The organism is Chromobacterium sp. W521 (genome assembly GCF_052805975.1).
In genome coordinates this window covers 145,880-168,166 of record NZ_JBRBAF010000004.1, presented here as the reverse complement: position 1 = coordinate 168,166, position 22,287 = coordinate 145,880, and the positions used below count along the sequence as shown (strand labels likewise).

The 22,287-nt window shown below is 62.7% G+C and carries 16 protein-coding genes; 6 read left to right on the top strand and 10 right to left on the bottom strand.

Features of this window, described 5'->3' with window-relative positions; all coding sequences use genetic code 11:
• Positions 1-48 precede the first annotated feature (48 nt).
• On the bottom strand, positions 49-1,446 hold the full coding sequence (locus tag ACUXV1_RS07280; protein ID WP_043592678.1) for an amino acid permease: 1,398 nt from the start codon (positions 1,444-1,446) through the stop codon (positions 49-51).
• Positions 1,447-2,020: 574 nt separating this feature from the next.
• Between ACUXV1_RS07280 and ACUXV1_RS07275 the strand changes: the two genes are divergently transcribed.
• Positions 2,021-3,418: a methyl-accepting chemotaxis protein gene (locus ACUXV1_RS07275; protein ID WP_052370285.1), complete on the top strand. Its 1,398-nt coding sequence runs from the start codon at positions 2,021-2,023 to the stop codon at positions 3,416-3,418.
• A gap of 67 nt (positions 3,419-3,485) precedes the next feature.
• Here ACUXV1_RS07275 and adhE read toward each other — a convergent pair whose 3' ends face one another.
• The 3 genes from adhE to ACUXV1_RS07260 form a co-directional block, all read right to left on the bottom strand.
• Entirely contained in the window at positions 3,486-6,155 is a 2,670-nt protein-coding gene (adhE, locus tag ACUXV1_RS07270) for a bifunctional acetaldehyde-CoA/alcohol dehydrogenase (protein ID WP_019102664.1), read from the bottom strand.
• Between the two features lie 430 nt (positions 6,156-6,585).
• A complete protein-coding gene (locus ACUXV1_RS07265; protein ID WP_019102665.1) occupies positions 6,586-7,674 on the bottom strand; it encodes a carbonic anhydrase in 1,089 nt (362 codons plus the stop codon).
• A 158-nt stretch (positions 7,675-7,832) separates the two neighbouring features.
• Positions 7,833-8,198: an ester cyclase gene (locus ACUXV1_RS07260; RefSeq protein ID WP_019102666.1), complete on the bottom strand. Its 366-nt coding sequence runs from the start codon at positions 8,196-8,198 to the stop codon at positions 7,833-7,835.
• A gap of 328 nt (positions 8,199-8,526) precedes the next feature.
• Between ACUXV1_RS07260 and ACUXV1_RS07255 the strand changes: the two genes are divergently transcribed.
• The 3 genes from ACUXV1_RS07255 to ACUXV1_RS07245 all read left to right on the top strand — a co-directional run bounded on the left by ACUXV1_RS07255 (position 8,527) and on the right by ACUXV1_RS07245 (position 11,476).
• The gene (locus tag ACUXV1_RS07255) at positions 8,527-9,459 is read left to right on the top strand and encodes a LysR family transcriptional regulator (protein ID WP_446014818.1); all 933 of its coding nucleotides are present in this window, start codon (positions 8,527-8,529) and stop codon (positions 9,457-9,459) included.
• 93 nt (positions 9,460-9,552) lie between these two features.
• Positions 9,553-10,737 (top strand): FAD-dependent monooxygenase, encoded by a 1,185-nt coding sequence (locus ACUXV1_RS07250; protein ID WP_446014817.1) that lies wholly within the window; start codon positions 9,553-9,555, stop codon positions 10,735-10,737.
• Positions 10,738-10,984: 247 nt separating this feature from the next.
• Positions 10,985-11,476 (top strand): hypothetical protein, encoded by a 492-nt coding sequence (locus tag ACUXV1_RS07245; RefSeq protein WP_446014815.1) that lies wholly within the window; start codon positions 10,985-10,987, stop codon positions 11,474-11,476.
• Between the two features lie 7 nt (positions 11,477-11,483).
• Here ACUXV1_RS07245 and ACUXV1_RS07240 read toward each other — a convergent pair whose 3' ends face one another.
• The 5 genes from ACUXV1_RS07240 to ACUXV1_RS07220 all read right to left on the bottom strand — a co-directional run bounded on the left by ACUXV1_RS07240 (position 11,484) and on the right by ACUXV1_RS07220 (position 17,196).
• The gene (locus ACUXV1_RS07240; protein ID WP_043592691.1) at positions 11,484-12,920 is read right to left on the bottom strand and encodes an EAL and HDOD domain-containing protein; all 1,437 of its coding nucleotides are present in this window, start codon (positions 12,918-12,920) and stop codon (positions 11,484-11,486) included.
• Positions 12,921-12,970: 50 nt separating this feature from the next.
• Complete coding sequence (aroC, locus tag ACUXV1_RS07235) at positions 12,971-14,071, bottom strand: chorismate synthase (protein WP_039755621.1); 1,101 nt, start codon at positions 14,069-14,071, stop codon at positions 12,971-12,973.
• A gap of 57 nt (positions 14,072-14,128) precedes the next feature.
• Positions 14,129-14,773 (bottom strand): 2OG-Fe(II) oxygenase, encoded by a 645-nt coding sequence (locus tag ACUXV1_RS07230; RefSeq protein ID WP_052052151.1) that lies wholly within the window; start codon positions 14,771-14,773, stop codon positions 14,129-14,131.
• A gap of 59 nt (positions 14,774-14,832) precedes the next feature.
• Positions 14,833-15,750 carry an alpha/beta fold hydrolase gene (locus tag ACUXV1_RS07225; protein ID WP_043592695.1) on the bottom strand — a complete coding sequence of 306 codons (918 nt, stop codon included), beginning with the start codon at positions 15,748-15,750 and terminating at the stop codon, positions 14,833-14,835.
• Between the two features lie 234 nt (positions 15,751-15,984).
• Positions 15,985-17,196 (bottom strand): MFS transporter, encoded by a 1,212-nt coding sequence (locus ACUXV1_RS07220; RefSeq protein ID WP_043632385.1) that lies wholly within the window; start codon positions 17,194-17,196, stop codon positions 15,985-15,987.
• Positions 17,197-17,315: 119 nt separating this feature from the next.
• On the opposite strand from ACUXV1_RS07220, the gene ACUXV1_RS07215 reads away from it, so the two are divergent.
• Positions 17,316-19,013 carry an ABC transporter substrate-binding protein gene (locus tag ACUXV1_RS07215; RefSeq protein WP_446014813.1) on the top strand — a complete coding sequence of 566 codons (1,698 nt, stop codon included), beginning with the start codon at positions 17,316-17,318 and terminating at the stop codon, positions 19,011-19,013.
• Positions 19,014-19,121: 108 nt separating this feature from the next.
• Positions 19,122-19,553 carry an Hsp20/alpha crystallin family protein gene (locus ACUXV1_RS07210; RefSeq protein ID WP_019102677.1) on the top strand — a complete coding sequence of 144 codons (432 nt, stop codon included), beginning with the start codon at positions 19,122-19,124 and terminating at the stop codon, positions 19,551-19,553.
• Positions 19,554-19,636: 83 nt separating this feature from the next.
• Here the strand turns inward: ACUXV1_RS07210 and pepN are convergent, their stop codons facing one another.
• Complete coding sequence (gene pepN / locus ACUXV1_RS07205) at positions 19,637-22,261, bottom strand: aminopeptidase N (protein ID WP_043632378.1); 2,625 nt, start codon at positions 22,259-22,261, stop codon at positions 19,637-19,639.
• Positions 22,262-22,287 lie beyond the last annotated feature (26 nt).

Sequence of the window (22,287 nt, the reverse complement as noted above, 5' to 3'; positions counted from 1 at the left end):
CCGCTCCTTGCGAGCGGGTTTTTCATTGCGGCTGGAAACGGGCAAACGTCAGCGGGCGTTTTGCGCCAGCCGCGCCACTTCCTCGGCGCTGCGCTTGTGGTAGCCCAGCAGATAGTAGGCCACCACAAGGAAGGCCAGCCAACCCGGGCCAATAATCAAGGCGATGCGAGTGTCCGGGAAGTAAGCCATCAAGCCCACCACCAGGATCAAGAACCCCATGGCGATGTAAGAACCATACGGCCAGAACGGCATCTTGTAGGCCAGCGCCGCCAACTGCTCGCGGCTCAGAGTGCGGCGGAAGCGCAGCTGGGCCAGCAGAATGATCACCCAGGTCCAGATCGCCCCAAAGGTGGAAATCGCGGTCAGCCAGGTGAAAACCTCCTTGGGCGCCAGGTAGTTGAGCAGCACGCCCATCAGCAGCGCGAATACCGACATCAGCAACGCGAATACCGGCACGCCCTGGCGCGACACCTTGGCGAACACAGGCAGCGCCTGCTGTTGCTGAGCCAGGTTGTACAACATGCGGCCGGTGCTGAAAATCCCGCTATTGCACGAAGACAGCGCGGCGGTGAGCACCACGAAATTGATGATGCCGGCGGCGGCCGGGATGCCCAACTGCTCGAAAGTCAGCACGAAGGGGCTGCCGCGGGTACCCAGTTCATTCCACGGGTAAATGGCCAAAATGACAAACAGCGCGCCGATGTAGAAGATCAGAATGCGCCAGAACACCGAATCCACTGCGCGAGCCAGCGCTTTCTTGGGGTTTTTGGCTTCGCCGGCGGTCAGTCCCAGCATTTCCACGCCCAAATAAGCGAACATCACCATTTGCAGCGACATCAGCACGCCGCTGAAGCCGTTAGGCATGAAGCCGCCGTGACTCCACAGATTGGAGATGCCGGTGGCCACTCCGCCATGGCCCAGACCGAACACGATCATGCCCAGGCCGCCGATGATCATCAGCACAATGGTGACGATCTTGATCAGCGCGAACCAGAACTCGAATTCGCCATAGGCCTTGACCGCGATGAAGTTAACGCCGCCCATGGCCACCAGCGCGGCCAGAGCCCAATACCAGGCCGGAATGTCCGGGAACCAGATGCCCATGTAGACCCCGACGGCGGTGATTTCCGCCATGCAAGTCACCAGCCACAGGAACCAATAGTTCCAGCCGGTCAGGTAGCCGGCCAAGGGGCCGAGGTAATCCAGCGCGTAACGGCTGAACGACCCGGCCACCGGATTATGGATGGCCATTTCACCCAGCGCTCGCATGATCAGGAAGATGGCAAAGCCGCCTAGGGCGTAAGCCAGCATGATGGCGGGGCCGGCCATTTTGATAGCGGTGGCCGATCCCAGAAACAGGCCGACGCCAATGGTGGCGCCAAGAGCCATGAGGTTGATATGCCGCTCTTCCAGTCCCCTGTGCAGGGAGTCCTGAGCAGGTTGCATAGTTGCTCCTTTAACTGTCTTTGTATTGCGTAAGGGTTGTGGCCTTGGCGCTTATTAACCCGGTTACGATCTGCTGCCCTTCGGCGAGACCGCGTTGAAAACACCCTAAAAATGCTCATGTACCACGAGTACATTCCGCTTTTTCGGACGTTTTCGCCTTGTCTCGCTCTTGCTCGCGAGATCGTAAACACGTTCTTTAGAGCCAGCTCACGATCTCGCGAGAGCATTTCGAAGAGGCACTCACGGTGTAACGCTCCGCAACAGCCAGCAGGTCGTAAACAGGTTCAAAGGCAGCGCCGCCGCCGATGTTATGGCTTGGGATTGTCGTTGTGGCCCATAACACATGGGGCAGGAGATTACCTCAAGACCTTTGTCATGTCATGTTTCAGAATATAGCTACGCGCAAAAGGCATAAATACGGCGCTTAATGCCGGCTCTCCCGTATCCGTGCCAGCAGCCCCCAACGCCCTCCCCTCCGCCGATCTTGATCGGCGGCATCCCACAGTCCGGCCAAGGCCAACAGGTGCTATCAATAAAGCGTTGAATCGGTTTATCGAGCCGGGAGCATGCACCTATGCGGCACCACAGCATCAGCCTGAAGCTCAACCTGGCCTTCATGCTCATCATGTCCGCCCTGCTGGCGGCGTTCGGCGCGCTGGACTACTGGCGCACCCAACAGGAGTTGCACCAGACGCTGGACAGCGAAATCGCCGCGATCGGCGCACGGCTGGCGGCAAACCTGGCCGGGCCAATGTGGAATTTCGACAGCGCCCAAGGCTTGCGGGTACTGGAAGCGGAGATGGGAAAACGCGCCCTCCGCGGCGTTTTCGTCCGCGACGCCAACGGCGCGCCGTTCGCCGGCTACCGCCGCGAGGCCGACGGCTCGCTGCTTCGCGTCGGAAAGCCGGCCTCTGATGCGGATATGACCCGCGAACGCATCGTGGTCTTTCACGACGGCGCGACCGCGCGCACTGTCGGCAAACTAAGCCTGCAAGTGTCTACAGAAGAAATTCGCGAGAAACTGCACGCGGTGCTGTGGCGGGTATCGGCGGAAATCCTGCTGCTGGATCTCGTCACCGTCATGGTGCTGTCCCTGCTGGTGCGGCGCCTGCTGCATCAGCCCATCCGCGAAGTGAGCCAAGCCCTGCACGCCATCGCCGATGGCGATCTGACCGCGCCGCCGCGCTACACCAGCCAGGACGAGCTGGGCGACCTGGCAGAATCCACGCGCCGGCTGGTGGCTAAGCTGGCCGGCATTCTGGGGCATATCGACGCCTTCTCCTCTGACCTGGCCAACGCCGCGCGTCAGATCAGCCAGGCGGTGGACACGCTGAGCCAGCAAGCGGCAGAACAGGCCAACAACATCGACAAGAACAGCGCCAGTCTCGAACAGATCTCCGCCTTCGTGTGGAAGAACCGGGACGATGCCCGCACCACGGACCAGATGGCCAGCGACAGCAGCAGACACGCGTTGGCCGGCGGCCAAGCGGTGGACGAAACCATTGCCGCGATGTGGGACATCGCCAACAAAGTGCTAATCATCGACGATATCGCCTATCAAACCAATCTGCTGGCGCTGAACGCGGCGATAGAGGCCGCCCGCGCCGGCGAGCATGGCCGCGGCTTCGCGGTGGTGGCTGGGGAAGTGCGCAAACTGGCGGCGCGCAGCCAGCAGGCGGCCAAGGAAATCAGCCAGCTGACGCAAAGCAGCGTGCGCCGCGCCGAACACGCGGGCGAACTGTTCAACCAGATGTTGCCGGCGATACAAAGCACCGCCAGCTTCGTGCAGGAGATCAATCAATCTTCCAACCAGCAAGCGCTGCAGGTGGAACAGATCAATCAGGGGGTCAGCGAAATCAGCCGGTCGATGCAAGCCAACGCCGCGGCGTCGGAACAACTGACCGCCACCGCGCGCGGCATGAGCGAGCAGGCGGTGGAGTTGGCGCAGACCATAGGCTATTTCAAATACTGAGCCGGCCGTTGCGCAAAGAAAAAACCGCCGGGCTGACGCGCGGCGGCTTGACGGACGGCAGCGGGGCTCACACCGCCTTAAGCTTGCCCTTGGCCGGGCGCGCCTCGGGCTTGGCTTCCGCGCCCGCCTCTCGCTCCCAACTCTCCTTGTAGGCGCGGCCGTAATAGCTATCCAACAGCAGCTGTTTCAGTTCGCTGATCAGCGGGTAGCGCGGGTTGGCGCCAGTGCACTGGTCATCAAAAGCGGCCTCCGCCAGCAAGTCCACCTTGGCCAGGAAGTCCGCCTCGGCCACACCGGCGGCCTGAATGGACGCCGGAATGTCCAGCGTGCGCTTGAGCGCGTCCACCCATTCGATCAGCTTCTCCACCCGCTCGTGGTCGCGGCTGGCCTCCAGGCCCAGGTGGCGGGCGATTTCAGCATAGCGCGCCACACTCTTGGGCCGGTCGTACTGGCTGAAGGCGGTCTGCTTGGTGGGCACATCGGCGGCGTTGTAGCGAATCACATTGCTGATCAAGAGCGCGTTGGCCAGGCCGTGGGCCAGGCCGAATTCGGCGCCGATCTTGTGCGCCATCGAATGGCAAACGCCGAGGAAAGCGTTGGCGAAGGCGATGCCGGCGATGGTGGCGGCGTTGTGCACCTGCTCGCGCGCCTTGGGATCGCCCGCGCCGTTGCGATAGGCGGACGGCAGGTAATCCTTCAACAGCTTCAGCGCCTGCAAAGCCTGCGGGTCCGAATACTCGTTGGCCATCACCGAAACGTAGGCTTCCAGCGCATGAGTCACCGCGTCGATGCCGCCGAAGGCGGTCAGCGACTTGGGCATGTTCATCACCAGGTTGGCATCCACGATGGCCATGTTCGGCGTCAGTTCGTAGTCGGCGATCGGGTATTTGACCCCGGTGTTCTCATCGGTGACCACGGCGAACGGCGTCACTTCCGAACCGGTGCCAGAGGTGGTGGGCACCGCCACCAACTCCGCTTTGCGCCCCAGTTTAGGGAACTGGTAAATCCGTTTGCGGATGTCCATGAAGCGCAACGCCAAGTCTTCGAAATGCACTTCCGGATGCTCATACATCACCCACATGATCTTGGCCGCGTCCATCGGCGACCCGCCGCCCAAGGCCATGATCACGTCAGGCTTGAAAGCATGCGCCAGGTCCGCGCCCTTGCGCACCACCGCCAGCGTCGGATCGGCCGGCACCTCGAAGAACACCTCCACCTCCAAACCCATTTTCTTCAGCAGGCGGATAGGCTCGTCCACGAAACCATTGTCGAACAGATACTGGCCGGTGACGATCAGGCAGCGGCGTTTGCCGGACAGGTCTTCCAGCGCCACCGGCAGGCAGCCGCGGCGGAAATAAATGGACTTGGGCAGCTTATGCCACAGCATGTTTTCGGCCCTCTTGGCCACGGTCTTCTTGTTGATCAAGTGTTTGGGGCCTACGTTTTCCGAGATCGAATTGCCGCCCCAGGAGCCGCAGCCCAGGGTCAGCGAAGGCGCCAGGCTGAAGTTGTAAAGGTCGCCGATGCCGCCTTGCGACGACGGCGTGTTGATCAGGATGCGCGCGGTTTTCATCTTGTCGCCAAAGTAGCGGATGCGCTCCCCTTGCAAGTCCTGATCGGTATACAGCGCCGAGGTGTGGCCGATGCCGCCCATCGCCACCAGCGCCGCGGCCTTGTCGCAAGCGTCGATGAAGTCGCTGGCGCGGTACATCGCCAACGTCGGCGACAGTTTTTCATGGGCAAAGGCTTCGGCGGCGGATACATCGCTGACTTCGCCGATCAGCACCTTGGTGGCCGGCGGCGTTTCGATGCCGGCCATCGCGGCGATCTTGGCCGCGCTCTGGCCAACGATGGCGGCGTTGAGGCCGCCGTCTTGCAGAATCACTTTGCGCACCGCCTCCGCTTCGCGTTTGGACAGGATGTAGCCGCCGTGCTTGGCAAAGCGCTCGCGCACCGCCTCGTAGATTTCGTCGACAATGATGACGGACTGCTCCGACGCGCACACCACGCCGTTGTCGAAGGTCTTGGACATCAGGATGGAGGCGACGGCGCGCTTGATGTCGGCGGTTTCGTCTATCACCGCCGGAGTATTGCCGGCGCCCACGCCGATAGCCGGCTTGCCTGAGGAGTAAGCGGCGCGCACCATGCCCGGCCCGCCGGTGGCCAGAATCAAGTTGAGGTCAGGGTGGTGCATCAGCTGATTGGACAAGGCCACCGAAGGCTCGTCTATCCAGCCGATGATATCCGGCGGAGCGCCGGCCGCCACCGCCGCCTGCAACACCAAGCGCGCCGCTTCGCAAGTGGAGCGCTTGGCGCGCGGGTGCGGCGAGAAAATGATGCCGTTGCGCGTCTTCAAGGAAATCAAGGCCTTGAAAATGGCGGTGGAGGTGGGGTTGGTGGTGGGCACGATGCCACAGATCAGGCCGATCGGCTCGGCGATGGTGATGGTGCCGAAGGTGTCGTCCTCGGCCAGCACGCCGCAGGTTTTATCGTCCTTGTACTTGTTGTAGATGTATTCGGAGGCGAAGTGGTTTTTGATCACCTTGTCCTCCAACACGCCCATGCCGGTTTCCGCCACCGCCATCTTGGCCAGCGGTATCCGCGCGTCCGCGGCGGCCAGCGCCGCCGAGCGGAAGATGTGATCCACCTGCTCCTGGCTGAAGCCCGCAAACACGGCTTGTGCTTTTTTCACCCGCGCCACCAGCGCGTCCAGTTCCAGTTCATTGCTAACGGTCATTTCAAGTCTCCCAAACAGTTAAACCTGTTGCGGCGAGAGAATGACTAATTGGTGACAATTTATTTTCATTTATGAAAATACAATCTAGACAATATTATTGTCCATTCACCGCTCATTCTCATCGCTTAAAAACTTTTTTGTAGCAAGCGCATTACATCAATACGCTTTCAGCGCGGAAAAACCCTGTCGCTCGCAAACGCGAAACCGTAGCGGCGGCATCAATAAGCTCATGCTAAGCGAAAAAACGATATTCGTTTTTGCGCATTGCCAAACAAATACGAATTAAGCGGAGAAAAAATGTCTCAGTCGGAATCATGGAGGGAAATCAGCGCACGCCGGCTGTAATGACGGCGCTACCGCGCCCGCGCCGTGCAAATAAAATGGCCGCCTGACGGCGGCCATGACGGCGAAGCGAAAAAGCGGCGCGCCGCTATTTCATAAAGCTGTACTTAAAGAACTGGCCGGCGCGAGTCATTTCGCGGATCTTGGCCGGATCTGTCTCGCCGTTCAGGTTAGTGATCACCAGCTTGCCGTAGCCTTGCTTCAGATCGTTGCGGAAATCGTAGAACGCGCCCAGCACCGCCAGCTTGCCCCCCTCCACCTCCCCGGCGAAGGTCATGATCGCGGTTTCCACCTGGTTGTTAACGTTCAATAACGCGCCGTTGGTGGGGTCAATGCCCTTGGGAATATCGATGGTGGCCAACTCTTTGCGTATCGCCGGTTCCAGCCCGCCGTAGTCTCCGGAGGCGGCTTTGATCGCGCCGCAAGCGGCATGGCCGATGATGATCAGCAAGGGGGTATGCAAATGCCGCACCCCGTATTCGACCGAGCCCTCGGCGGTGGCCAATTGATTGCCGATGTCGCGCACCATGAACAGGTCGTTGACCGCATCGCCGTGGAAGGCGTTGGTTTGCACCCGTGAGTCCGAGCAGGTCACCACAGTGGCGCGCGGGCTCTGATGCTCGGCGAAGCGCTCGAAATAGGCCTTGTCATGCGACTTCATATAGCGGGCGTTGGCTTCGACGATGGCGTTCACCACGCTGCGCACCTGCTGGGCCTCGGAAGCCAGATGCGCGTCGCCGTGCTCGACCGGCACCGCCTTGCGCTTGGGCTTGGCCGCGCGGCGCTTTTTCACCGGCGCATGCACTTCCGGGCTGGGCTCGCTCAAATTCTTGGCCGTCGGCGGCGGCGCCATCTTCACCGCCGGCTCCATTTTTTCCGGCGGCTTGGATTCGGCCTGTTTGGCTTCAGCCGGCTTGGCTTCCGCGTGTTTCGCTTCGGGCTTGGCCTCCGCCTTGGCGGCCGGTTTGGCTTCGGTCTTATGTTCCGCCGCCGGCGCTGCCGGCTTGGCCGGTTCCGCCTTGTGGGCATCGGGCGCCGCCGCCTTCAACTTCAGCGGCAACTTGATCACCGTCTTGGGCTGAGACCCTTCGGCCGGCGCGGCCTCTTCCGCCCAAGCCTGAGCCGTCAACAACAGCAGACAAAGCGCCAGTTGGCGCTTGCGTCCAAGCATCCCCATGTACAACTCCTTATTGTCATCTTGGCGGTCATTATATTTATGCAATATCGGCCATGTTTGATAAAACTGAAAGACGATATTAATTGACCTGCAATTAACACATGATTATGACAAAAAGTTAATCAATAGATGCGCGGCATGCAAGCGGCGACGACAGCTCAGCTGCTTTGTATCCAATACTCAACAATACGCCCCTTCTCCACCCGATAGCAGGCGCTGCCGATTTGGCGAACCGGCTCGCCGCTCCCGGCCAGGTTCCGCCCAATCTGAGTCCAGCGCGCGTACGCCTTGTCTCCGTCCACCAGCAGTTCGTCCACCCGAAGTTCGAAAGCGCCGTAGTCGCGCAGGAACTCGCGCACGTGAGCCGCGTAATCCGCCGGGCTGCGCTCCAGCGTGTACGGCGACTCCGCCACCAGTTGATGCGCCAATACCTTAGCCGCCAGATAATCGCTCGCCGCATCCGGATTGCGTCCGGAACGCACCTCGTTCAAAAACCCCGTCACTATCGCTCTGGTATCCTGCATTTTCGTTTCTCCTCGATTCAACATCACGGTTAATGAAATACTCGTCGGTTCCGGGCGCAATCGACCGGATTGGCGCACTGCCGCCCCCCGCTCGACGCCGCGTACCTCACGCGCTCCAGCTCCTCGGTTTCGTCGCGAAGCGCACGCCGTGCGTGGGCCTGCATGCCCTGCCACCACAAGCGGCCCAGCCACCTCCAAAACCGGCTCCATCCCTCCTTGGCTCCCCATGTCATGATGCGCTCCAATTGTTCTGCTATTGATCACGCAAGCATGCTAATCTACATGCCCATACAATAAAATCCGTGAAATACCCACACACTGTTCTGAAATGAAAACAAACACCCCTCCCTCTCCAGATGCTCTGCTGGCTTTCGACGCGCTGGCCCGCCACGGCAGCTTCACCGCGGCGGCCGACGCGCTAGGGTGCGCCAAAAGCCGCGTCAGCCAATTGGTCAAACAACTGGAGCTGGAGCTGGGCACGGTGCTGGTGCTGCGCAATACCCGGCGCGTGGCGCTGACCGAGGCCGGCCAACGGCTGGCCATACACGCGCGCCAATTGCGCGAGATGCTGGACCGGGTGCGCGGCGACGTGGGCAATGTTCAGGATTGCGTGGAAGGGCCGCTGGTGATCAGCTCCGCCTCGGCCTTCGCCCAGTTCCTGCTGGTGCCCATCTTGTCGGAGCTCTCCAATCAGTACCCGGGGCTGGAGATGCAGTTGCAAGTGGAAAACCGGCTGCAAGACCCTGTGGCCGAAGGACTGGATTTTTGCGTGCGCACCCGTAATGTCTACGACGACGGACTGGTGGCCAAACCGCTGGGCTTCATGCGCGAAACCGTCTACGCCTCGCCCGGATACCTTGCGCAAGCCCCCAGGCTGGAACACCCGGAGGACTTGTGCCTGCACCGCGTGCTGTACGACTCCAGCAAGGCCCCCAGCGAAACAGTGGAATGGGCGCTGGAAAAAGACGGCGTCTATGTGCGCATGCCGGTACGGCCGGTGCTCAGTTGCAATCAGTATTCTCCGCTGGTTTCCGGCGCGGTGGCCGGCTGTGGCCTGGCGCTGCTGCCCCACTACGTGGCCAACAGCTTTCTCGCCACCGGCCAGTTGGTGCCGGTGCTGCCGGGCTGGAGCCACGACTGCTGGCCGGCTTTTCTGGTCTACCCTTACCGGCACCCGTTGCCGCGCAAGAACGAGGTGTTCATCCAACACGTGGTGCCGCGGCTGCGCGCGCTGCTGGCGGCGGAACCGCAAACGGCTTGATCCAGACCAAGACGCGCGGCGCCTCCTCTGGGCTATGCTGGCGCGCGACCCGGCGCTCGGGAAAAGCGCGGGCAAACGATTGGAAAGGGATTTATGCAACACAGCGATATTCTCATCGTCGGCGGCGGCATGGTGGGCTCGGCGCTTGCCGCCGCGCTGTCCGGCCACGGCCTGAACATTGCGGTGCTGGAGCAGACGCCGCCCGCCCCGTTCGACGCGACTCAGCCGCCGGATCTGCGGGTTTCGGCGATCAGCCCCGCATCGGCGCGTTTTCTGGCGGGCATCGGCGCCTGGGACGCGGTCCTGGAAATGCGCGCGGCCCCCTATCTGCGCATGCAGGTGTGGGAAGGCGAAGAAACCGACGGCACGCTGTTCACCGCCGAGGAGGCCGGCGAAGCGGCCCTCGGGCACATCGTGGAGAACCGAGTGGCGCAATTGGCCGCCACCCAAGCCCTGCTGGGAAAAGCGGACATCGACTATCTGGCGCCGGCCGCCATCCGCCGCATCGTCTACCAGCCCTTCGCCTCGCGCGTGGAACTGGAGGACGGCCGTCAGTTGAGCGCCCGCTTGCTGGTCGCCGCCGACGGCGCGCGCTCATCGGTGCGCGATGCCGCCGGGATCGGCGTCACCAGCTGGGATTATCCAATGCACGCGCTGGTGGCCTGCTGCGAGCAGGAACAAACACAGCAGGACATCACCTGGCAACGCTTCACCCCCACTGGCCCGCAAGCCTTTTTACCGCTGACCGGCCAATACGGATCCTTGGTCTGGTATCACCGCCCTCCGGAAGTCCAGCGTTTGCTGGCGCTGGACGAGGCGGAACTGGCCGCGGCCTTTCACGCTGCCTTTCCGCGCAAGCTGGGCAATATCCGCCGCATCGTGGCCAAGGGCAGCTTTGCGCTGACCCGCCGTCACGCGCAGCGCTATGTCAAGGACGGCGTGGCTCTGGTGGGCGACGCCGCCCACACCATCCACCCGCTGGCCGGCCAAGGCGTGAACCTGGGCTTCCAGGACGCGGCCAAACTGGCCGAGGTGATCCTTGAAGCCGCGGCCCAAGGCCGGGATTTTGCCGCCGTCGACGCGATGCAGCGCTACCAGCGCGCGCGCAAACCGGCCAATCTGGCCATGCAAACCGCGATGGACGCCTTCTGCTATGGTTTTGGCAACGACATTGCCCCGCTGCGGCTGGCGCGCAAGCTGGGGATGCGCCTGGCCAATCACGCCGGCCCGCTGAAGCGCGAAGCGATACGCTACGCGCTAGGGTTGAGGGGCGGCTGACGCCACACGCATTTCTCCTTGCTCGCCACGGCGTCATCGCGGTTTAGCGGCTATGCTGAAGCGTTCGGACTTCATCCGCGCCGGCACCGCTTTCACGGCTGGCCGGCCACCGTTCAAGGAGACTGCCCAATGAAACGCCTGCCCTTGCTAACCGCGCTGGTTTGCGCCTTAGGTTCGCTGTCCACGCCTGCCTTGCCCTTCTCTCCTCCACACGGCCCGCTGTTCAGCCAGGCAGGTGGCAGTGGACATGACGGAGGAGGAGGTTCCGGCGGCGGCGGACATGAAGGCGGAGGGGGCGGTTCCGGCGGAGGCGGACATGACGGCGGAGGCGGCGGTTCCAGCGGAGGAGGACATGACGGTGGCGGGGGCGGTTCCGGCGGCGGCGGGCATGACGGCGGAGGCGGAGGTTCCGGCGGAGGCGGACATGACGGCGGAGGCGGACATGACGGCGGAGGCGGCGGTTCCGGCGGAGGTGGACATGAAGGTGGCGGCCCAGGCTCCGGCGGCAATCACGAGGGAGGCCCGCAAGGCGGCCATGCTCCCGGCAATGCCGACGGCGGTCCGCAACATGGAGCCCCTCCCGGCGGAGCGCCTCATGGCGAACCTCCGGGAGATCGTCGCGCGGCGCCAGGCGCCGACGACGCGGCCGCTCAGAACAAGGGCCAGCAATAAGCCGGCGGATAGCACAAGGCCGCGCCTAAGGGCGCGGCCTTGTTTATGGTCCGGAGGCGATAGCTAACACCCTCTCAGACCGCCTCCACATTGTTATGAACCTCGCTATCGCGCAACACTACCTGCGCCCATACCGCGGCATCCATATAGTACTGGTTGACCAAATCGACGTCGAAATCCAACACCTTGGCCAGCGCCTCGATCTGTTCAGTGTCACCCTGCTCGCAAGCCAGCGCCATCGACAGGAAAGGCGCGAACATGCCGCGTTGTTCCACCACCGCCTCGCGCACAGGCGAGGCCAGCTCCAGCGGGTCCAGTACATCGGGGAAAGGCGCGCCCAGCAAAACGTCCAGCATGGAAAACATGCCGGTGAGGAATAGATGCTCGGCCTCCACACGGTTGCCGCGGTAGCTGCCCATGCGCTCCAGCAAGCGGGCGCGGATCAGTGATTTTTCCAGCAGCGACACCGCGGTGCCGTCGTCCTTGCGCGAGGTGAACAGCAGCATGGACAGCCACTTGAACAAGGTTTCCCGGCCCAGCAGCAGCAAGGTTTCCTCTATGGTCTGCACCTTGCGCGACAGGCCGTGCACCGGCGAATTCATGAAACGCAGCAATTTGAACAGCAACACGGAGTCCAGCTTGAACTGGGTTTCGATCTCGGCGGCCGCGGCATTGGCGCGCAACATGCGCATGATTTGCAGCACCCGGGTCTGGCTGGCATCCACCTTGCCGCCTTCCAGCGCGCGGACGGTGGCGATGAAAGGCCCGTGGAACAGGGCGAAGCGATTATGTCCCGGCCCGCGCAGACAGACATCCAGATCCTCCGCGGTGCCGACATTGCGCGCCATCCAGCGCACAGTGGGGTAACGCTTGGGCAATTGATCCAGAATCGGCTCCAACACCTTGGCCGATGGCGCGTCGAAATCCAGAATCATGAAGTCCATGCGGCTGAAAAGATCGTTCTGCAGATGGGCCGGCAAGCAGCCCGGATCATAGGCGGCCGGCTCCAGCGCGAAACGCATCGCTTTTTGCTTAAGCGCGTCCAGCCGCTTGATCATATCCTCGGACACCGAACCGGTCTGCGACGGCTCCAGCACGAAGATCACGCTGCTGGCCGGCATATTCGACAGCATCGGCTCGTCCAGGGTGTCGATGGAGATATGGACAAAGGCGCGGCGGAAGGCCAGCAAGCGGAAAATGTCCATATTCTGCAGGGTGCTGAGCATCAGCCTGTCAAACTCCTGCTGCTTGCCGGCTGCGATATTGCGCTTGCCCTGACGCACAAAGAAATCGTAAGCCACCACCCGCTGCAGCCTGTCCATCACCGGCTGATGCGAAACGAAGCCCAAAGTGGGCGGCAAATCCAGCGGCGGCGCGTTCTCCAACTGCCGGCTGGCCGGCGAGTCGTGAGCCAGCTCGGTGAACGGCGCGGGCACAGGCTGTTCGTCGCTCGTGGAGTCCGAAGATTTCTTCATACGGCCGGTCAGGCCGCTGATCAGATTTTTCAGCATGTTCCATCCTACCGGATATGCCGGCGTCGTCCCGGCTTACGGTTTACAGTCTAGCCGATTCGGCCGGCAATTCTGGGAGTATCTACCGAAACATCGCCGCATTGCGCGCGATGACGCAAAGCGTGGTCGATCAACACCAGCGCCAGCATCGCCTCTGCGATGGGGGTGGCTCGGATGCCGACGCAAGGATCGTGGCGGCCGTGGGTTTCCATGGTCAGCGGCTGGCCTTGCTTGTCTATCGAGCGGCGCGGCTGGGCGATGGAAGACGTCGGCTTAATGGCGATGGAAACCTCGATGTCCTGGCCGGTGGAGATCCCGCCAAGCACGCCGCCGGCGTGATTGCTGGCGAAGCCCTGTGGCGTCAGTTCGTCGCCGTGCTCGCTGCCGCGCTGGGTCACGCAGCCAAAGCCGGCGCCGATTTCCACGCCCTTGACCGCGTTAATGCTCATCATTGCGTGGGCGATGTCGGCGTCAAGACGGTCGAACACCGGCTCGCCCCAGCCCACCGGCACGTTCTCGGCCACCACCCGCAGCCGCGCGCCGATGGAGTCCAGACTCTTGCGCACGCTGTCCATATAGCTCTCCAGCTGCGGCACCACCTCGGGGTCTGCTGCAAAGAAGGGATTGCCGGACACATGCTCCCAGGCTTTGAAGGGAATGGCCACTTCCCCGATCTGAGTCATATGGCCGCGGATAACGATGCCGTAGCGTTCATGCAGCCATTTCTTGGCGATGGCGCCGGCGGCCACCCGCACCGCCGTTTCGCGGGCGGAAGAACGGCCGCCGCCGCGCGGGTCGCGGATGCCGTACTTATGCCAATAGCAATAATCCGCATGACCGGGACGGAAGGTGTCGGCGATATTTCCGTAGTCCTTGCTGCGCTGATCAGTATTGCGGATCAGCAGCGCGATCGGCGTGCCGGTGGTCTTGCCCTCGTACACGCCGGACAGGATTTCCACCGAGTCCGGCTCGCGGCGCTGGGTGACGTGACGGCTGGTGCCGGGCTTGCGCCGGTCCAGTTCCGCCTGGATGTCGGCTTCGTTGATCTCCAGCCCCGGCGGGCAGCCGTCCACCACGCAGCCAATGGCCGGGCCGTGGCTTTCGCCGAAGGAAGTCACCGTGAACAACAACCCCATGGTATTGCCTGACATCTTCACTGTCCTTTGTATGCGGAATCCTTGGCGAAGATTCTAGCACGACCCGCCAGGCTACCAGCCGGCCGCCGTCGCCATGCGGCGGCGAAACCAACCGGTGATGGACAAACGCTGCCGGCCGGCCGGCAACACTTCATGCCAGAAGCGGTCGGACAAAAACAGCGCCAGGGTGCCGGCTTCCGGCCGGACATCGACATGACGCTCGCCCTCCTCGTCCAGGTACAGGCGCATCTCGCCGCCGGCCTCGGCCGGCCAGTCATCGTTCAGATAAAGCACCGCCGTCAGCGCGCGCGCGTCGTCGTCGCGAAAGCGGTCCAGGTGTTTTTTATAGAAAGCGCCCTGCGGATACACGGCGAAGTGGGACTCCAAGTCTTCCAGGCCCATGTAAAACGCCTGGTTGACCGCCTGTCGGACGGCATCCAGCTTGGAGAAATACAAGGAGGCGGCGGAGTCCGCTTGCTCCGGCTCCAGCCACAGCACCGAATCCGAACGGATTTCACTGCGGCGGTTCTGCTGCGCGGCGCGCCCAACGGCGGCCTCATGGAATTTTCCCTGCTGCCAGTTGATCAGGCACTCCTCGCGCAGCAGGCGGATTTCTTCAACGGTGAACAGGCTGCGGTCCACGACCCAGCCCTGTTCGGCAAGGTTGTCGATAACGGGCCCTAGCAAATAGGGCGAAACTTCAAAGTCTTGTGTCATGGTTCATTCTCCCAGGCGCGATTTCTACCACAGCCGCGCGTCCAGGAAAATGTGATTTATCAGTAATTTTCGACGACCTCCTCATACCGCCCATGCAGCCATGCCAATACCAGCGGGAAATGGTCCCGGATGGCATCAGGATGAGTCAATAATGACACATGGTTGTAGTCGTGCAGGTGGCCGGCGCGCCGCGACAGCAGACGCAGCCGCGACAGATGCGGACCGGATTCATCGCGAAAACGGCGCACGTCTTCAGGATGGCCGCGACAGGGATCGTTGCCGGCGGCGAAATACAAGGCCGGCGGCAAGCGCGCGCTTTGGGCGGCGGCGCCGTAGTCGAAGCCGTCGTCGCTATCCACCCAGGGCTTGGGCTGCGCCCACAGCTTGCTTTGCAGATGACTCTTGTCGCTCTCATCGTCCGCCCCCAGCCGGATGCGCCGCGCCGGCAGGTAGCCGAACAGGCGTATCAACACACGCGAGGCGATATTCCACATGAAGTCCACCTCCACCAGCTTGTTCAGATTGCGCACCCTCACGCTGCGCTTGCTGCCGAAGTAGACCAGGCTGGCCACTTGCTCCGCCAGCTCGGGAAAACGGATCAGTGAGCTGGACATGTGCACCCCGCCCCAGGAATGCGCCATCCAATGCAACGGCGCGCCGTTCTTGAGTTCGCGAATGTGGCGATGCAGCGCCGGCAGATCCTCGCAAATGGTCTCGGTCTGCCCGTGGCGCGAAGCCCGGCTGATCTTGGGCAGGCTGCGGCCGCGGCCGCGCAGGTCGGCCACAAATACATCGCAGCCAGCCTCGGCCAAGTAATGGGCCAGCCCTCGACCGGACTCGCTGTAAAAAGTGCGGCCGTTGGCCATCACCCCGTGCAGCAGCAACACCGGCGGGCCGTCCTCCCGGCAATAAATGCGTTTCAGATACAGTTGCTCGTCGCCCACCGCGACAAAGTGGTCTTGCTGGCGCTTTTCCATGCGTTCTCCTCGTATCGGCGTCTGCTTCGTCGTCTGCGCGACGATTCAAACAAGCGCTTGATCATGACAAAAATGTCGTCAAAGAGAAAGCTCGCCACGCGTCACAACCGGTACTCCATCTCGCAAGCCAAGGTGAAAACGGCGGAGAAAGCGGAGCGTACACACGGAACATGAGCATTTCGAAAGGGCTTTCAGCGCCGTATCGCCGACGCGCAGCAGATCGTAAACAGGTTCTCAGATCTTCAAAGCCGCAGCCTGCCAGCACCCGATGCTCCGGGCCTGTCGCAAGGCCTCGCCGCGCAACGCCAGCCACCAGGCCAGCATGCACAAGCTCGCCATCACAGCGAACAACACCCCGCCGGACGCGCGGGCCAACATCCAGCCGGCCAACATCGGCCCCAACGCCCCGCCCAGGCTGGCCAGATTCTGCGCGCCGTAGTAGACGCCTTTGCAGTCCTCCGGCGCGATCGCGTCTATGTACAGGTATTCGGCCGGCACCAGCACGATCTCCCCCACGGTGAACACCAGCATCGCAGCGCACATGCCCAGCAGCCCGCCGGGCGCCCAGCCCAAGCCCAAAGTCCCCAGCCCCAGCAGGAGGAAGCCGGCGCCGATGGCTTTCATCAAACCGGAGCCCCCGATCCGCCGGCCCAGCGGATATTGCAGCAAAACCACGCCAACCGCGTTGCAGCTGATCAGCGCCGACATCCAACGCAACACCTCGGCCTCCGGCAGCGACTGCATCAGATACAGGGGCAGATAACTGGAAAAGCGGGCGTACACCAAGTTGGCCAAGGCACAGCTCAGGGTGAACAAGACCAGCACCCGGTCTTGCCGCAAACGGCCCAGCGTCGCCAGAAAGCCCGGAGCCGGCGCGCCGGCCTCCCGGCGAGGCGCACAGGAGCCGCGCGGGGTCGCCAGGCCTCCCGCCGCGGCCAACACGATCGCGCACCAGAACGGCCAGTCGCCTCCCCAGGCCAGCAGCAGGCTGCACAGCAGCGGCCCCAGCGCCCAGCCGACGTTGGCCAGGGTGTAGCGCAAGGAGAAAGCCTTGCCGCGCCGCTCCGGCGGCAGCAAATCGCTGATCAAGGCCTTGATAGCGATGCTGTGCACCGCCTGGCCTATCTCGCTGAGCGCCAGCGCCAACGCGCTCCACCACAACTGCTGGCTCAACGGCAGCACTAGATAATTCAGCGCGATCAACGCCACAGAGCCCAACAGCACCGGCCGCCGCGGCCAATGATCCAGCAAATGGCCGCCGTACAAGCCCATCAAGGCCGACAGCAGCAAGACTCCGCCCAGCAGCAAACCGGTCTGCTCGCCGTTCAAGCTCAGTTGCCGCCCCAGAGTCAGCACCAGCAAGGGCGCGATCACCGCCCGGCTCATCGTCAACAACCAGGAGCTGGCCAGCAAGCAACGCACCTGGATTTCTTTTTCGTCAATCATGCCAACGCCTATGCAAACAGGAAGTGCCCCCAGTATCCTGCTAAAAGCGGAACGCAAAAATGGATGAAAACAGAACAAATCGCTTCCGCTTTTAGCGGAGTCCTCAGCGGGAAGCAAACATGAAGCTGGAACAACAATATCAGGCGCTGCATCAGGCCTACGCCGACCGGCAGCCTGCGCAGCCCGCGCAGCCCGCGCAGCCGGGGCTGGCCGAACTGTGCGCGCTGTGGAAGTGCAGCGAGCGCAACGCCCGTTTGCAACTGGCCAAGATGCGCGCGCGCGGCTGGCTGTCCTGGGAGCCGGGCCGGGGACGCGGCCGCAAATCGCGGCTAAGCCTGCTCTGCCGGCCGGAGCAGTTGGAATGGGAGCGTCTGCAGCACCTGCTGCGCGACGGCAAACTGGAGCAGGCTTTCGCTCAATTGCCACCGCAGCGGCGTGAACAATTGCTGAGCGCGCTGCCACAATACCTGGGCAGCGCCGCGCAAGGCCGCTGCCTGCGCATCCCGATACCGCATGCGCCGTTGAGCCTGGACCCGATCACCGTCAGCGGCCGGCTTGAGTCCCATCTGGTCCGGCAGATTTTCGACCGGCTATGCCGCTTCGACCGCGCCTTGCAAAGCCTGCAGGGCGGCCTGGCTCACTACTGGGAAAGCGACGCCGAGGCCCGACGCTGGCGCTTCTGGCTGCGCCCCGGCCTGCAATTCCACGACGGCTCGCTCTTGCAAGCCGACGCCGTGGCCGCCAGCCTGTTGCGCCTGCGCGAACCGGACAACCCCTATCAGCGGCAATACCGCCACCTGAGCTCGGTCGAGGTCCACGACACGCTGTCCTTCAGCTGCCGCTTGGACGACGGCGATTTTCTCTGGCCGCAGCGGCTGGCCACCGCCAACAGTTCCATCGTCCCCTTGCGGCGCAATGCCGACTTCGACCGCCTCCCGATAGGCAGCGGGCCGTTCCGGGCGCTGCGTCACAGCGAGCAGCGTCTGAGCCTGGCCGCCTTCGCCAACCATTACCGCGAACGGGCGCTGCTGGACGAGATCGAACTGTGGTTCATTCCCTCCGGCAACGACGGCCAAGACTTCCACCTGCGTCTGGATTACGCCAACGACGACGCCAACGGCAGGCTGCAATCCGCTTGCACTTATTTACTGCTGAATCCGGCGCTGCCTGACAGCGAACGCGCACCGCTGATGCGCTGGCTGGCGGAGCCGGCGCTGGTCCAGGCCAACGACGCCCTGCAAACGCCGGCGCTAGGCCTGCTGCCAGGCTGGCGCCATCCCTTGCCGCAAGCAGAGCGCCGGCCTCGGCTCGACCGCACCCGGCTGCGCCTGTTCCATTACGACCTGCCCTGTTTCCCGCCGCTGGCCGCCGCTATCCGTCAACGCCTGGCCGGACTGGCCATTGAGTTGGAGATCCACGCCCTCAGCAGACGCGCTTTTTTTCACGACCAAGACTGGTGGCGGCAGGCCGATCTCATGCTGTGCAGCGAGGTACTGCACGACGATCGCGACTATAGCTGCCATGAGTGGCTGGGCACCCGGCAGCCGTTGCAGCGCGGCTTGAGCGCGGAGGCGCAGGCGCGGCTGAACGCGCAGTTGCGGGATATTCAGCGCCAAGCGGACAGCAGGCGGCGCATGGCCGGATACGCCGCCATCGGAGATTGGCTGTGCGCGGAAGGCTGGGTGCTGCCGCTGTCTCATGAGCGCCAGGGACATCAGGCCAGCCCGCAACTGGCCGGCCTGCAAATGAGTGAAAACGGCTGGACCGATTTCGCCGGCCTGTGGCTGCGGCCTGTCCAATCGGACTGGCCGGCATGAATCCCGATGAATTTTCCCTTCTTGGGGACTTGAGAATCCCAGCGACGTCCCTATATCGACAACAGGGCCCGTTTTACACCTAAACCATTGATCGAAAAGGAGAGTAAGATGAATATCCTGCCTTCCCGCGGCAATGTTAGCCTGTTTGACGAACTGTTCCGCGACTTCACCCCAGGCTTCTTCATCAAACCGCTGCACGGCGATCCGCTGCCCAGCCAGATCAAGATCGACGTGAAGGAGTCCGAAACCCAGTTCATCGTTCACGCGGATATTCCCGGCGTCAGCAAAGACGACATCCACGTGGAAGTGGACGGCCCGCTGGTTACCATTAAGGCGGAGGTGCGCCAGACGGACAGCGAGCGCAAGGACGAGCGCCAACTACGCACCGAGCGTTTTTACGGCGCGGTATCGCGCAGCTTCCAACTGCCGGCGGAAATCGAACGCAACGCGGCCAGCGCAAAATACGAAAACGGCGTGCTCAGCCTGACGCTGCCGAAGAAGCAAGGCAGCCAAGGCGGGCAGCGGCTGCGCATAGAATAAGCCTCGCGGCAAATACGCCTCGTCGGCCATGAAAAAAGCCCCGGTTTGAAACCGGGGCTTTGTTTTCAGCAGCGCGAGGCGGCTCAGGCTTCCAAAATCTTGGACACGATCTCGTACACGTCCTTGGACAGCGGCTGCCCGGCCAGACGCTGCAATTGCTCGCGCATCAGCGCCTGACGCGCAGGCTCCAGCTTTTTCAGCCGGCGGAAGGCGTTGACGATGCGGCTGGCCACTTGCGGATTGATCGCGTCCAGCGCCAGCACCTGATCGGCCAGGAAGCGGTAGCCGCTGCCGTCGGCGGCGTGGAACAAGGCCATATTGGCGCCAAAGGTGCCAATCAGCGCACGCGCCTTATTGGGGTTCTTCAAGGTGAAGGCAGGATGCTGCATCGCCGCCTGCACATGCTCCAGCGTGCCCGGCAGCTGGCTGCTGGCCACCAGCATGAAGAACTTGTCCATCACCAGGGCGTCACCCTGCCAGCGGGAGGCGAAAGCGGTGAAGCAATCGTCGCGTTCGGCGCCGTCGCGATCACGCAAGGCCAGCATCGCGCCCATCTGGTCGGTCATATTGTCCGCCTCCCGGCACTGCTTGGCGGCGGCTTCCGCCGGCCAGGCGTCGTCCAGGCGGTTCAACATGGCCAACGCGCGGTTTTTCAGATCGCGCTTGCCCGCGTCTTGCGGCTTGTAATCGCGGGTCTGGCTCAGCTCGTACGCCTCGCGCCACTCGCCGCGCAGCGCCTGCGCCAACTCGTCCAGCACGAAATCGCGTACCTGATGGATGCTTGCCGGATCGGCCTCCTCCACCATCTCCAGAATTTCCGCCTCGGAAGGCAGAGCCAGCATCAGAGCCTTGAACGCCGGATCGGCGACATGATCCTTAAGCACCGCGCGGAAAGCGGCGACAAAGGTCTCCGGCAGCTTCAGTTCGCCGCCGGCGGCCAGCGTCGCCAACAGCTGCTTGAACAGACGCTCGGCCAAGGTTTGACCGGCTTCCCAACGGCTGAAGCTGTCGCTGTCGTTGGCCATCAGGAAAGCCAGTTGGTCGTCGCGCCAATCGAAATCCAGCTTCACCGGCGCGGAGAAACCGCGCAGCAGCGAAGGCACCGGCTCGGCCGGCACGCCGACGAAGGTGAAGCTCTGCTCCGCCGCCTTGACGTCCAGCACGCGGGTGCCGCCCTGCGCTTCGGCTTCGCCCTCCAGCTGCAGCGGCAGGTCGGCGCCGTCGGCGCCCACCAGGCCCAAAGCCAGCGGGATGTGGAACGGCTGCTTCAGTTCTTGCCCCGGCGTGGGCGGGCAGGATTGACGCACATTCAACGTGTAGCTACGCGCCACGCTGTCGTAGCGGCCGCTGACGCTGAGCACCGGGGTGCCGGCCTGGCTGTACCACAAGCCGAACTGGCCCAGGTCCACGTCGTTGGCGTCGGCCATTGCCGCCCGGAAGTCGTCGCAGGTCACCGCCTGGCCGTCATGGCGCTTGAAATACAAGTCCATGCCCTTGCGGAAACCCGCTTCGCCCAGCAGAGTGTGATACATGCGCACCACTTCCGCGCCTTTTTCATACACCGTCATGGTGTAGAAATTGTTCATCTCGATATAGCTGTCCGGGCGGATGGGGTGGGATGTGGGGCCCGCGTCCTCGGGGAACTGGTGAGCCCGCAGGCCCTTGACGTCCTCGATGCGCTTGACCGCGCGGCTGCTCATGTCGGCGCCGAATTCCTGGTCGCGGAACACGGTCAGCCCTTCTTTCAGCGATAGCTGGAACCAGTCTCGGCAGGTCACGCGGTTGCCGGTCCAGTTGTGGAAGTATTCGTGGCCGATCACTCGCTCCACGCCTTGGAAGTCGGCGTCGGTGGCGGTGTCCTTGCGCGCCAGCACGTACTTGGTGTTGAAGACGTTGAGGCCCTTGTTCTCCATCGCCCCCATATTGAAGTCGCCGACGGCGACGATCATATAGATGTCCAGGTCGTATTCCAGGCCAAAGCGCTGCTCGTCCCACTTCATCGAGTGCTTCAGGGACTCCATCGCATGCTGGGTCTTGTCCTGATCGGCGGGTTCGGTCCAGATCTCCAGCGCCACTTCGCGGCCGCGCATGGTGACGAATTTGTCCTTCAGCGCCGTCAGTTTTCCGGCTACCAAGGCGAACAGATAAGACGGCTTCTTATACGGATCCACCCACTTCACCCAGTGGCGCTTTTTGTCCACCATGCCCTCGCCCACCTTGTTGCCGTTGGAGAGCAGCACCGGGAATTTGTGCTTGTCGGCCATGATGGTGGTGGTGAACTTGGCCATCACGTCGGGACGATCCAGATAATACGTGATCTTGCGGAAGCCCTCCGGTTCGCACTGGGTAAACAGATTGCCGTTGGACGCGTACAAACCCATCAGGCTGGTGTTGGCCGCCGGATCAATCTCGGTCTCCACTTCCAGGATGAAGCTGTCGGGCACGCCGCGCACGGTCAGTTGTTCGTCGGCCAGCGCGTAGCCGCTTTCGTCCAGACGCTCTCCGTCCAGCGTTACCGCCACCAGCGCGGCACTGCCGTCCAGCACCAGATCGTCCTGGCGCGCGGCCTTGTCATTACGGGTTACCACCAAGCGCGCGTGCACGCGGGTGGCGTCGTCTTCGATGTCGAAGCTCAGATCGACCCGGTCAATCAGAAAAGCGGGGGCTGCGTAGTCGTTGCGGTACTTGACTTGCGGCTGTTGAGCCATGTCTACGTCTCCTTCGATGCCGGCTG

Bases quoted from the DNA above. Each gene is read 5' to 3' on its own strand.
- ACUXV1_RS07280 (WP_043592678.1), bottom strand. From the start codon at position 1,446: ATGCAACCTGCTCAGGACTCCCTGCACAGGGGACTGGAAGAGCGGCAT.
- ACUXV1_RS07275 (WP_052370285.1), top strand. From the start codon at position 2,021: ATGCGGCACCACAGCATCAGCCTGAAGCTCAACCTGGCCTTCATGCTC.
- adhE (WP_019102664.1), bottom strand. From the start codon at position 6,155: ATGACCGTTAGCAATGAACTGGAACTGGACGCGCTGGTGGCGCGGGTG.
- ACUXV1_RS07265 (WP_019102665.1), bottom strand. From the start codon at position 7,674: ATGGGGATGCTTGGACGCAAGCGCCAACTGGCGCTTTGTCTGCTGTTG.
- ACUXV1_RS07260 (WP_019102666.1), bottom strand. From the start codon at position 8,198: ATGCAGGATACCAGAGCGATAGTGACGGGGTTTTTGAACGAGGTGCGT.
- ACUXV1_RS07255 (WP_446014818.1), top strand. From the start codon at position 8,527: ATGAAAACAAACACCCCTCCCTCTCCAGATGCTCTGCTGGCTTTCGAC.
- ACUXV1_RS07250 (WP_446014817.1), top strand. From the start codon at position 9,553: ATGCAACACAGCGATATTCTCATCGTCGGCGGCGGCATGGTGGGCTCG.
- ACUXV1_RS07245 (WP_446014815.1), top strand. From the start codon at position 10,985: ATGACGGAGGAGGAGGTTCCGGCGGCGGCGGACATGAAGGCGGAGGGG.
- ACUXV1_RS07240 (WP_043592691.1), bottom strand. From the start codon at position 12,920: ATGCTGAAAAATCTGATCAGCGGCCTGACCGGCCGTATGAAGAAATCT.
- aroC (WP_039755621.1), bottom strand. From the start codon at position 14,071: ATGTCAGGCAATACCATGGGGTTGTTGTTCACGGTGACTTCCTTCGGC.
- ACUXV1_RS07230 (WP_052052151.1), bottom strand. From the start codon at position 14,773: ATGACACAAGACTTTGAAGTTTCGCCCTATTTGCTAGGGCCCGTTATC.
- ACUXV1_RS07225 (WP_043592695.1), bottom strand. From the start codon at position 15,750: ATGGAAAAGCGCCAGCAAGACCACTTTGTCGCGGTGGGCGACGAGCAA.
- ACUXV1_RS07220 (WP_043632385.1), bottom strand. From the start codon at position 17,196: ATGATTGACGAAAAAGAAATCCAGGTGCGTTGCTTGCTGGCCAGCTCC.
- ACUXV1_RS07215 (WP_446014813.1), top strand. From the start codon at position 17,316: ATGAAGCTGGAACAACAATATCAGGCGCTGCATCAGGCCTACGCCGAC.
- ACUXV1_RS07210 (WP_019102677.1), top strand. From the start codon at position 19,122: ATGAATATCCTGCCTTCCCGCGGCAATGTTAGCCTGTTTGACGAACTG.
- pepN (WP_043632378.1), bottom strand. From the start codon at position 22,261: ATGGCTCAACAGCCGCAAGTCAAGTACCGCAACGACTACGCAGCCCCC.